Raw genomic sequence first — 12,108 nt, forward strand, 5'->3', positions numbered from 1 at the left:
GTGGATGACATTTTTAAAAATATATGCACTGTATATTGGTTGATTGGAGTGGAGACTGGGCGACTCCTAGGGGATTAGCGTCACAGATGAGACCCTGGAGCGAGCATCGCGAGTGAAGCGCCTCATCGGACGCCCCCTGGAAGCTTTGCTCTGTGCGAAAGCGAAGCGACAGCAACAAAGCGCCCAGTCGGAACGGAAATCAACCACACGTTTTGGTGAAGCGCCTGTTTTATTCTATTATATACATTTTTTTCCTGTTTTCATAGATGAAAAAACTAATCCTTACTATTAATTGTAAGGATTAGCTAAATAGCAAATTTAATGTTCATACCAGGATAATATCGATTCAGCATCTTGCTGCTCCAAACTCGATACTTTCCCTGTTATACCATTCATCCCTGACATTACCGTTGCTTTTATAGACATAACATTTTTTCTTCTTTGGAAATATGTTTGAGTACTTTCAATAGATTGTATACGTTTTTTCTCCATGAAAAGTGTTATGCGGCTGAACACACGATATTGCATAGTTAATTGCTTTCCATCAATCTTATAACCGGCTGTTTTATGTTGCCAAATACCAAGTAATATCGTTAGCGGTATTATCAACAACGAAAGTAACCCATACGGATACATGAAATAACTACATACTCCAATTATAGGTATGAGCCAAACAAAATCAATTCGGTAAAAAGTTGAACGAGCTCTTTTTGGAGAATGGGTAAACTCCGGACGCCAATTCATATTAGGGAAAAGTTGTTCTAACGTTTGCAGACAATCCTGTTTCTGAATAAGCGGGAATAGAGTAATTTTTTTATCTATCCCATCTTCACCGTTTCCTCCAGCACTCTCAACAACTACAGTTGCAAAGCCAAACAATTGACGCAATGGATTCTCTACAATTCGAATAGCTTGAATTCGATTTAAAGGCAATGTAATTCGCTTTTTCTCAAGCAATCCTTTTGTAATCATAAGCTTTTCATCTTCAATTCGGACTGTATAATCATAATAATTGATAAGAGTAATAACAACCGACACAACCCATGCCACAATAAGGATGAGCATCACTGTTAATGCAACTAAAAATACACCAATTTTCACGAAATCAGCTACCTCGTGAAATACCGTTTCATATGGGATTATATCTGAAAACTGAGAGATGATTGCTGCAAGTCCCGACAGCACGACTCCAATACCGCCTGAAGTCGTTGCCAATACAATTAAATCACGTACTGACATATGATAAATCGTTGGGATCGATACTTCCTCCACTATTGGAAGTGATTGCTCATCAACTATTTGTTCAATTACTTGATTTTTTGCACGACGCATTTCCAACTCTATGACATCTGCTGAGGCCTTACGTATAGCCGTTAACTCCACCTCAGGTTTCCCGTCCTTACTCCCCGCAGTTTCAACCTGCACCTTAACTAAGCCAAATAAGCGATGAAAAATACCCTCATTGTAATTTAAACTTTGAATACGTTCAAACGGGATATATCGCTTCTTTTTAACGAACAAACCGTATTTTACACGTAATTCTCCATCTTCAAACCAATAGACAAATGTACGCCATTTAACAATACCACCAACAAGCGCAAGCAAAGCACCTACTCCCCATACACCGAACAACAAAACCGTCTGAAAAAAATGTTCACTATGAAAATTAAAAGAAAAATTAAAACCATTCGTTACAACAATAATAGCAACAGGTATAATCATGCTTTTTAATGCTTTCGCACTTGTAATAATAGCCGATACTGGGTGTAAACGATTTATTTCCTTAGACATCATCTTCCGCCACCCTTGCTAATTCCGAAATACGTGCACGAAGCCCATCAGCCTCGTCCATCACAAGTGCAGGTATTGTATGTACAGTTGCCGCTGTCGATATTGAAATATTACCTAAGCCATATCTTTTTAATATCGGCCCTTGTGTCGTATCAACATGCTGTACACGCACCATTGGAATGAGTGTACGTTTAACGATAAATAAACCATGTTGCACTTCAATCTCATTTTCACACACCTCATAGCGCCAGCGTTCCCATCTTATCTTTGGAAATAGATAAGCAGATAAGGTAGCACTTAGTATGACTACAGCAACTGCAATGAAATAAATAAATGATGACCATTCAAAATAATAGGTACAGTAGCATACTATCGCAGCTATGATCAATAACAATAACGTTTGTAATACACCATATAAACGCCACACAGTTAAACCTTTTCGAGAAATTTTATGTATTGGTTCTGCTCTCAAAGTAGTCCCCTCTCTTTCTTTAACTACGTATACGTAATCAGTAATCATTTTGTTTCAAATTTATATCAATTTCGCCTTGGTCACCCGCTAAAAGAAGTTAAAAAAACCTTACAGCCACTTGACTGTAAGGTTTAATCATATTAATAAAGTAAAATTTAGTCTTCGTGACGACGTGGTGCGCGTGAACGACCTTGTCCACCTTCACGGCGACCTCCGTCACGGCGTCCGCCTTCTCGACGTTCTCCGCCGCGTCCTCCACGACGATCTCCGCCACGTCCGCCATCACGACGTCCGTTAAAGCTACGGTTGCCGCCGCGTCCGCGATCTCCGCCACCACGATTGCCAGAACGCTCACGACGCATTGGTAATGGACGTTCTTCAGTAATTGTTACTGGCGTGTCATCTGGCTCTTTTGTTAATGAACGAATAGCAGCAGCTACAACATCAGTTGCATCATGGTTTTCAAGTAATTCTGCCGCAAGTGTGCGATAATCACCTAAATCATTGTTCGCAATAAGACCTTCTAATGTCTCAACAGATAGACGTTGTTGACCCACTAAAGCTTCATCAGATGATGGTGGACGAAGTGGAGTCATACGTTTTTTCGTTGTTTCTTCTACAATACGTAAATAACCCATTTCGCGTGGTGTTACAAACGTTACCGCAAGACCTGATTTACCTGCACGGCCAGTACGACCAATACGGTGAACATAAGACTCAGGATCTTGAGGAATATCGAAGTTATAAACATGTGTTACACCAGAAATATCAAGCCCACGAGCAGCTACATCTGTTGCCACAAGAATGTCAATTTTATTTTCTTTAAATTGACGTAATACGGAAATACGTTTCGCTTGGCTTAAATCACCATGAATCCCTTCAGCAAGGTAACCACGGATTGATAACGCTTGTGCAAGTTCATCCACGCGACGTTTTGTACGCCCAAAGATGATTGCAAGTTCTGGTTGGTGAACGTTTAATAAACGAGATAGAATGTCGAACTTTTCACGTTCAGCAGACTTCACAAAATATTGATCGATGTTATCAACCGTTAATTCTTTAGCTTTAATTTTTACGATTTCTGGATCACGCATAAATGTTTCAGCAATTTTACGAATTGCTGGTGGCATTGTTGCTGAGAACAGTAATGTTTGACGTTCAGTTGGAACGTTTTCTAAGATTGAATTAATATCATCAATAAAGCCCATGTTTAACATTTCATCTGCTTCATCAAGTACCAATGTTTGAACATCTTCTAATTTTAACGTACGACGATTAATATGATCGATGATACGTCCTGGAGTACCAACAATAATTTGTGGTCTATTTTTCAGCGCACGGATTTGACGGCCGATTTCTTGACCTCCGTAAACTGATAATAATTTTACACGTTTGTCATAACCAATTTTATAAAGCTCTTCTGAAACTTGAATCGCTAATTCACGAGTTGGAGCAATTACTAATGCTTGGATGTTAGGGTTTTTTGGATCGATTTTTTCGATAAGTGGAATCCCGAAAGCGGCAGTTTTACCAGTACCTGTTTGTGCTTGACCAAGTACATCACGGCCTTCGATAGCAAAACGAATAGTACCTTCTTGGATTGGTGTTGCTTCTTCAAATCCCATACGCTTTACAGAGCGTAATGTAGATTCGCTAATATTTAATTCTGAAAAATTTGTCAAACTTCTCATTCTCCTTTTTTTCCTTTTAAGTTGACAAATGGTTACATTTTCAGATGAAGTTGTCGGCAAATTCGAGCCTGTGTTGTGGAACGTTTCCGTTACTTAAAAATTTTCTCTATATGATGTCACATAGAGCTCTCTTATATGAAAAGGAAAGCCCGGTCTTTACCGAGCGGTTCGATTCTGTCGTAATTATTCACTTTAGAATAAAACCGTTGTGTTCAAAAAAAAGTACTCTTCAACCAAATATGAAGAGTCTTCGTACAAAATGTATCCATTGCTTACACTAGTCTAACATGGCTTTAAACCGTATGCAACGATAACGCATGAGTCGTAATAATCTGACTACTTTGCGGAGCCCTTTAAAAACAATAAAACCTGCGGAAACCATTCAGAACAATCTTCATCATAACATATATGATGCTTCCCTTTATCAGAAAAATACAAAGTTTTTTCGTTCGAGGATAACTTATCATATAGAAATTGAGCAGTATGATAAGGTACTACGCCGTCTAACTTACCCTGTACAATATACACCGGAATTTTGATATCTTTATAATACGGCTCCACTGTTCGGACAAGCTTCATGAATTCTATAGTTGACGCTAAAGGTACATTGTTAAACTTATGACGGTATCGCAAAAACAGTTCATTGTTAGACAGATTGCGATGGTACGCCTCAGCGGCAAGCATTTTAAAATCTTTGACCAGTTGCTTAGGACTTACATATTTGGCAGCTGCACTTAGTAACACAAGCTTTTTCACTTTATAACGCTTGGCTAAGTATAGCGCTATAATTCCCCCCATTGAAAACCCAACTACTATTACTTCATCTACTTTTTTGGCAAGAGCACGAAAAGCAAGCTCGGCATCCATTAACCAATGCTTGGCCGTGAAGCCATGCATTTGTAATTCTTCACCATGCCCGGACAAAATAGGCTCTTCAATCAGCCAATTTGTATGCGTCCGTAAATAGGTAGTAAAAGGTTCTACTTCATACGGTCCGCCTGAAAATCCATGTATACATAACACACCTACTGACATTACTTTCACCTCTAAATGAATGAAAGAATCGGTGAGAGAGTGTCCCACCGATTCCTTGTTTCGTTTGATCCCGCATTAACGGGCAGCAAGACTAAGAATTAGCGGGGATGCCCCACTGATTAAAGTTTCACTTTATGACGTAAATGCATGTAAGATAGTTTCTAATTTCATACCACGAGAGCCTTTTAGTAAAACGATAGACTCCTCGTTAGCTTGCTGTAATTTTTCGATAATTGGCGTATAATCATCTTCTACATATAACAGATGATCCGCATCAAAACGTTCTTTTAATACTTCATTTAAATAAGCCATGCGTGGACCATATAAGCATACATAAGCGATTTCTTCTGGATGAATATCCTCCGCTAAACTTTCATGAAAGCGCTTTTCATTCGGTCCAAGCTCGAGCATGTCACCTAACACAAGCCATTTTTCTGGGCGAATCGTTGTCGATGCTATAAATTGAATAGCAGCCTTAACAGAGGTTGGTGCAGCATTGTATGCATCATTAATAAACAATGCGCCATTTGTTCCCTGTACTTGTTGCATACGCATATCCGTAAGAGCCACTTGTTTTAAGGATGCACGAATTTGGTCATCATTTAAACCTAGCTTTTGAGAAATTAACATGGCAACTAATGTATTTTTCACCTGATGCTTCCCGAGAACTGAAATAAAGAAATCTCCTTCAATCACACCATGTGTAGTGAAGCTACTACCATCAGCAGTTGCTTCAATTTTGTCAGCATACAATAGGTTGTCACTCTCTAAGCCAAATGCCACTGCATTTAACTGTTGCTCTTTCGCAACTAACTCTTGAAGCAATGGTTCATCTCCATCATAAAATAGTACTCCATCCGCTTGCATCCCTTGAATGATTTCGAATTTTGCTTTTGCGATTCCTGCACGCGAACCTAGATCTTGCATATGTGCCTCACCAATGTTCGTAATCACTGTCATATGTGGACGAGCAAGTTTCGTTAAAAATTCAATTTCACCAAAACCACTCATACCCATTTCAAGAACGGCAACATCCGTATCTTCATCTAGCTGTAAAACCGTAATCGGTAAACCTAACTCATTATTAAAATTCCCAATTGTCTTTTGTACTTTAAAAAATGGCGAAAGCGTTCCTGCTAAAATATCTTTCGTCGATGTTTTACCATTTGAACCAGTAATGCCAATGAATTTCGCCTTATGCTCACTACGATAGGCACGTGCCATTTGCTGTAGCGCTAGTTCTGGATCATCAACAAAGAGTAGCGGTACACCCTGCGGTGGATTTGGTTCATCTTTCTGCCAAAGAGAAGCACTTGCTCCTTTTTCAAAGGCCTGCAAAACAAATTTATGTCCATTAGCCTGCTCACCACGAAATGGAACGAATAGATCCCCTTGTTGAATTGTTCGTGTATCAATGGAAATTCCTGATACGACTGTATCACCAAAAGCTGGTCCTTCTTCATTTAACCATGTAGCTAACTGCTTTAATGTTTTTTTCACAATAATCCCACTCAGTCTTTTTTATAGTGAAGCTGTTGTTTTTCTTCAAAACGCTCAATTGCTAATGTAATCAGACGATTAATAAGCTCTGGATAGCTTACATTTGTATGTTGCCATAGAAGCGGATACATACTAACAGGTGTAAAACCTGGCATTGTATTCACTTCATTAATATAAATGCTATTATCAGCCGTCACAAAAAAGTCCGCACGAACTAAACCGCTTCCATCAATAGCTTTAAACGCACGCTTTGCTAGGTCCTGTAAGCTTGATACTGTGGCATTAGAAAGCTCTGCTGGAATAATAAGAGCTGTTGAGCCATCTTTATATTTAGAGTCATAATCATAAAACTCAGTTACTGGTTTAATTTCACCAGGTACAGAAACTTCTGGGAAGTCGTTTCCTAGCACAGCGAGTTCAATTTCACGAGCTATAATACCTTGTTCAACTACAATTTTACGATCATACTGTAAAGCTATTTCAATAGCCTTCACTAATTCATCGCGATTTGTTGCCTTGCTAATTCCGACACTCGATCCTAAGTTTGCAGGTTTCACAAACATCGGCCATTCTAATTTCTCTTCACAACGAGCAATGATAGCCTCCTGTTCATTAGCCCAGTCACTACGAATGAAGTACGTATATGGCACTTGCGGTAAGCCGGCAATTTCAAATAATTGCTTCATAATTACTTTATCCATGCCAGCTGATGATGCTAACACACCATTTCCTACATACGGCAAATTTAGAACTTCTAGTAAACCTTGCACAGTTCCATCTTCCCCATTTGTCCCATGAAGTAATGGGAAAATTACATCAAATTGTATAGCTTTACCATCATTATCGATTAAAAAGTCTGTAATATTATTTTCTAAAACGGCGGTATCGTTACCAAATTGTAGTTCTTCAATTGTACTTGCAGGTTTTGTTAGACGCTCACCACGGCGCCATTCCCCTTCAAGTGTAATGAAAATCGGATATACTTCATACTCCTCGAAATTCAAAGCTCCAGTTACTGCACGTGCCGTTGACAATGACACCTCATGCTCTGCTGACTTTCCGCCGTATAATAAACCGATTCTTTTTTTCATTTTTGTGCCCTCCACATACTTCTTGAGTACTATTAGTTTATCATGAAACGTCTTTATAAATGACATCAATTTCGCCTTGCCGTAATTGTAGCTGACGCTTTGCTTTCGCTAACACAAAACATCAAAACAATTACTGAATGACGAATAAAAATCTCACCGTAATTTTGACGGTGAGATTTAGTCATTCTACTTACAAATGAACGGTTAAATAATATAAATCAATTCATCGTGCTCATTTTTCAAAATTGTATTTAAATCATCCCATACTTCATCAGGGAAGGAGTATTCTGATAGATTGCGAATTTCGATACCGTAAGCTACTTTAGGCTTTTCGATACGATACAACGATAACAGTGCCCCGTCTTTAGCAAAAGAACGATAAGCACGCAAAAATTCAGGTGAAATAGAAGGAATACTTGACTTTACTTTTCGGCGCCAAAAACCAGTGCTACGTTCTTTCTCACGAATTAAACTGTTAAAAACATTGGCAACAAGTAAATCTGAATCACTTAAATGACGAAAATAAATTTTAGTCATTTTCTCTAAATCTGAAGAATAGTAGACAAATCGATTTTGCAATTTATTAAAAAATGGTGAAGTAATCGGTTCCTTTTTATGACTTACGTAAAGCAATTCTCCTTGTTCCATCGGTGTTAATTGGTCTAGCCTCTTCTCATCCATAAAGTCTACCCAACACAATTCTTTGGATTCTGCAGCTTTTTTTACAAACCCAGGTACTTCCTCATCTGGTATATAATCAAACTGTGTATGCATATTAAAAGAACCATCTTCATAGGAATGTTTTAACAACAGTAAGTGATGCAGTGGTTCAAGTGCAGCCACAAATTGCGAGAATTTAAGCCCGCTAAAAATGACAAATTTATCGACATCATTCATATGAACATAAATATGATACATAAAATCTTCAGCTGACTTCAATTTTTTAGCCACAACCATCACCCCATTCTTCACTACATTATAAGACTAAATTTGATTTTTTTGAAACATTTTCTGCTATTTGTCGTCACAACAATATACGCAGGCGTAAAACTGTTTTTTGAGTTATAATATGAATGTTAAACATTTGAAAGCTCATATGTTGTTAACTACTCTAAATGAGCAAATTTAAAAGAATATAATTCTATTCATTTTTTACAAATATCTAAGTGAATTTCAAGCCCTTTGCAAGCAAGCATCGAGCCTCCTCGTTTGCACGCTAACTTTGGAATTGATATTCGCCTCATTCCCTATGGCGAATGCTCACAGTTAAACATATTTGCAATATACAAAATGGAATTGGAATTGATTTGCATCAAATTTACTCATGAAGAGATACTATTTTAATATAGGTGGCTTGTATGAAAAATAAACGAAATTTCGTGAGTCGTTTTGACTGGACGCTCGCTTTTATACTTCTTACCTTCCTAGTCATAAGTTTGTTAGCCATTTCATCGGCGCAAACATCAGGTCAATACGGCACAAACTTTGTCCCTAAACAATTACAATGGTACGTCATTGGCGCGGTTATTATTAGTATTGTTATGTTTTTCGAGCCTGACCAATATAAAAAGATGTCATGGTATATGTACGGTTTTGGCATCGCCTTATTAGTACTACTTATCTTCATGCCAGAAGGAACAGGACAAATCGGTGAACGTATTAATAGTGCAAAAAGCTGGTATCATACACCCCTCGGAAATATACAGCCTTCTGAGTTTATGAAAACCTTTTACATTTTAGCACTTGCTCGGCTTATTAGTAAGCACCACGAAGCCCATCCTTTTAAATCAATAAAAACGGACTTTTTATTGCTAGGCAAAATAGCTCTCACACTGGTGGTACCTTTAGCCCTTATTTTGGAGCAACCTGACCTTGGTTCAGCACTTGTATTCCTTGCCATTACGGCTGCTCTCATCATTGTTGCAGGTGTATCATGGAAAATCATTTTACCAATTTTTGTAGGAGGAGCTGCAGTAGGTGGTACTCTTTTATGGATGGCACTCTATATGCAAGATTTTTTAGAACAAGCATTCGGCTTGAAACCGTATCAGTTTGCTCGAATCTATTCTTGGTTAGATCCCTATTCATATTCTTCTAGTGAGGGATACCATTTAATTACTTCCTTAAATGCCATTGGTTCAGGTGAAATTTTCGGGAAAGGCTACAAAGGTCGTGAAGTTTACGTTGCCGAAGGTCATACCGATTTTATTTTCACAGTTATTGGAGAAGAATGGGGTTTTATTGGCGCTAGTTTCGTTATTTGTATGTTCTTTTTATTAATCTATCATTTAACAAAAACTACACTATTATTGAAAGATCCATTCTCAACCTATGTATGTGCTGGTATTATTGCAATGATTACCTTCCACGTATTCGAAAATATTGGTATGACAATTCAGTTATTACCTATCACTGGTATACCTTTACCGTTTATCAGTTATGGAGGAAGTTCATTGATGGGGAACGCACTCGCCATCGGACTTGTCTTTAGCATGCGCTTCCACTATCGTACTTACATGTTTACTACGCACGATGATGATGATTAAATAACACCTTAGAATGATAGATATAGAAAATGGGTAGTCTCAATTACAGAGACTACCCATTTTCATTTGTAAAACTGTAAAACGAGTTAAGCTTGAACTTGCGGAGTTTGTGTTGGTGGTGTGAGCACTTTTAAAAGTTCAAGTCGAGACTTTGTTACAGTGGCTGTTACACCCAACTTAGATAAATTCGAAACAATCTTTTTCAAATCTACTTCTTTTGTCATACATTCCACCTCAATCTTTCCTCGAATTTATAAACGTTTTATTTCCAAAAAAGTTTCATTTTTGTATGTGTATGATGTCTGACAAGTTTATCACTTTCTATCATACCATTTAACTCGGCTTTTAAATTTTTCATTTTTGTTACAATGTAAATTTTTTCTTTTTATTATTTACCACAAATATAAAAAATCAAACCTATAAATACAGATATTCCCTAAAGTAATATACCTCAGAAATAAGTTAATACACTATGCGACAATCGATACAAAAAATTTTTAGTTACTTAACATTTTAGTATCAATATAATCCCATTGTTAACTGTCTGCATTTTTTTATACATCGTAGCAAAGCGATAACAAAAAAATCCTTTTATCGCTCAATAATTAACCTATTTTCCCCTAATCAACACGCCTAGGATTTTATTTTATTTTCCACCTTCTTGTAATAACAAGAACAAGAGAGGTAGAATATACATACTAAAATATCGAAAGAAAGCAGGGTGCTGTATGAAAAAAGCAATTTTATTATTAATGTCTGTTCAATTCCTCGTCTACCTTGGATTTGGGATTATTATACCTGTTTTACCGGAGGTTGTGGTTCAGCAGAATTGGGATGATATACACGTAGGTGGCTTACTTACAGTGTACTCGCTTGCAAGTTTTTTCACTGCACCACTTTGGGGTATGCTGTCCGATAAGGTAGGTCGAAAACAACTTATATTAATGGGCCTGGTTGGTTTTAGCTTAAGCTTTATTATTTTTTCATTATTTATTGATAATCTAGCAATTCTATACGTCTCACGTGTTGTGGGTGGTTTATTCTCTGGCGCACTGTATACAGCTGTAACAGGCTTTATAGCTGATATGTCGAGTGAGGAAGATCGCAATAAATACATGGGTCTCATGGGCATGTCCATCGGGCTTGGTTTTATTTTCGGTCCAGCAATTGGTGGTATGCTCGGACACTATAGTATACAACTGCCATTTGTCGCTTCAGCAATACTAATTGCACTCTTATTTATTTATGCAAGTTTCGTCTTAAAAGAACCCGCTAAACGAAAAGATACAAATAAACGTGCAATTGTACCTAAGGGTGCCGGAAAAATGCTACAGTACCGTGTACGTTATTTATTTGTCTTCTCATTTTTAGTAACTTTTATGCTGGCAGGAGTAGAAGCCACGTTCCAACTGTTCCAAATCGAACGAATTCAAATTACACCATTACAAATCGGTTATTTGTTTATGTTTAGTGGCTTTGTAGATGCAGCTATTCAAGGCGGTGTTGTTAGACGTATTAAAAACGGAAGCGAGACAACTTGGTTAATAGGTGCACAAATTGTCACAGCTATAGGTATGCTTTTATTCACTTTAACAGCTAACTTATTTATGGCTGGTCTTGCTCTTTGTGTCTTTACAGCTGGAAATGCACTTGCAAGAACAAGTGTCGTATCCCTTTCATCTAAAGAATCTGGTGGTCAATACGGGACTGCTGCAGGCCTTTCCTATTCAATGGATAACCTAGGTCGCATTCTCGGTCCTTTATTCTTCACTTGGCTATTTACAATGCAACCTAATTTAGGCTATTATACTTCCGCAGCAATAGCGGTCGTTTCAATAAGTTTAATTTATATTTTTAAAGCTTCAAATAAATCTTTACGACTTGAATAATTTATTGTTAAAAACCGTAACTTAATAGTAAGTCGAAGTATATAGAATACGTCAAGGAATATTTGGCTGCTGCTTAAAGCGTAATATCGGAGG

The 12,108-nt window shown here is 37.6% G+C and carries 11 protein-coding genes; 3 read left to right on the forward strand and 8 right to left on the reverse strand.

Features of this window, described 5'->3' with window-relative positions:
• Positions 1–112: 112 nt before the first annotated feature.
• A complete protein-coding gene (locus QUF91_RS25480) occupies positions 113–292 on the forward strand; it encodes a hypothetical protein (protein WP_289419770.1) in 180 nt (59 codons plus the stop codon).
• Positions 293–318: 26 nt separating this feature from the next.
• Here QUF91_RS25480 and QUF91_RS25485 read toward each other — a convergent pair whose 3' ends face one another.
• From QUF91_RS25485 to QUF91_RS25515, 7 genes are all read right to left on the reverse strand, one after another.
• On the reverse strand, positions 319–1,791 hold the full coding sequence (locus QUF91_RS25485) for a PH domain-containing protein (protein WP_285399981.1): 1,473 nt from the start codon (positions 1,789–1,791) through the stop codon (positions 319–321).
• Complete coding sequence (locus QUF91_RS25490) at positions 1,784–2,263, reverse strand: PH domain-containing protein (RefSeq protein WP_289419771.1); 480 nt, start codon at positions 2,261–2,263, stop codon at positions 1,784–1,786. Before QUF91_RS25490 ends, QUF91_RS25485 begins: the two co-directional genes overlap by 8 nt.
• A gap of 155 nt (positions 2,264–2,418) precedes the next feature.
• A complete protein-coding gene (gene cshA, locus QUF91_RS25495) occupies positions 2,419–3,945 on the reverse strand; it encodes a degradosome RNA helicase CshA (protein ID WP_285399984.1) in 1,527 nt (508 codons plus the stop codon).
• Between the two features lie 345 nt (positions 3,946–4,290).
• The gene (locus tag QUF91_RS25500; RefSeq protein ID WP_285399986.1) at positions 4,291–4,989 is read right to left on the reverse strand and encodes an alpha/beta hydrolase; all 699 of its coding nucleotides are present in this window, start codon (positions 4,987–4,989) and stop codon (positions 4,291–4,293) included.
• Between the two features lie 132 nt (positions 4,990–5,121).
• Positions 5,122–6,489: a UDP-N-acetylmuramoyl-tripeptide--D-alanyl-D-alanine ligase gene (locus QUF91_RS25505; protein ID WP_289419772.1), complete on the reverse strand. Its 1,368-nt coding sequence runs from the start codon at positions 6,487–6,489 to the stop codon at positions 5,122–5,124.
• A gap of 11 nt (positions 6,490–6,500) precedes the next feature.
• Positions 6,501–7,580, reverse strand: coding sequence for a D-alanine--D-alanine ligase (locus tag QUF91_RS25510; protein ID WP_289419773.1), 1,080 nt, complete (start codon positions 7,578–7,580; stop codon positions 6,501–6,503).
• A 204-nt stretch (positions 7,581–7,784) separates the two neighbouring features.
• The gene (locus QUF91_RS25515; protein ID WP_289419774.1) at positions 7,785–8,537 is read right to left on the reverse strand and encodes a hypothetical protein; all 753 of its coding nucleotides are present in this window, start codon (positions 8,535–8,537) and stop codon (positions 7,785–7,787) included.
• A gap of 401 nt (positions 8,538–8,938) precedes the next feature.
• On the opposite strand from QUF91_RS25515, the gene QUF91_RS25520 reads away from it, so the two are divergent.
• Complete coding sequence (locus QUF91_RS25520; RefSeq protein WP_289419775.1) at positions 8,939–10,126, forward strand: FtsW/RodA/SpoVE family cell cycle protein; 1,188 nt, start codon at positions 8,939–8,941, stop codon at positions 10,124–10,126.
• A gap of 86 nt (positions 10,127–10,212) precedes the next feature.
• On the opposite strand, the gene QUF91_RS25525 is transcribed toward QUF91_RS25520, so the two are convergent.
• The gene (locus QUF91_RS25525) at positions 10,213–10,350 is read right to left on the reverse strand and encodes an Lmo0850 family protein (protein ID WP_004232019.1); all 138 of its coding nucleotides are present in this window, start codon (positions 10,348–10,350) and stop codon (positions 10,213–10,215) included.
• Between the two features lie 504 nt (positions 10,351–10,854).
• Between QUF91_RS25525 and QUF91_RS25530 the strand changes: the two genes are divergently transcribed.
• Positions 10,855–12,015: an MFS transporter gene (locus tag QUF91_RS25530; RefSeq protein ID WP_285399994.1), complete on the forward strand. Its 1,161-nt coding sequence runs from the start codon at positions 10,855–10,857 to the stop codon at positions 12,013–12,015.
• Positions 12,016–12,108 lie beyond the last annotated feature (93 nt).

This window comes from Lysinibacillus sp. G4S2 (assembly GCF_030348505.1).
Taxonomy (GTDB): Bacteria; Bacillota; Bacilli; order Bacillales_A; family Planococcaceae; genus Lysinibacillus.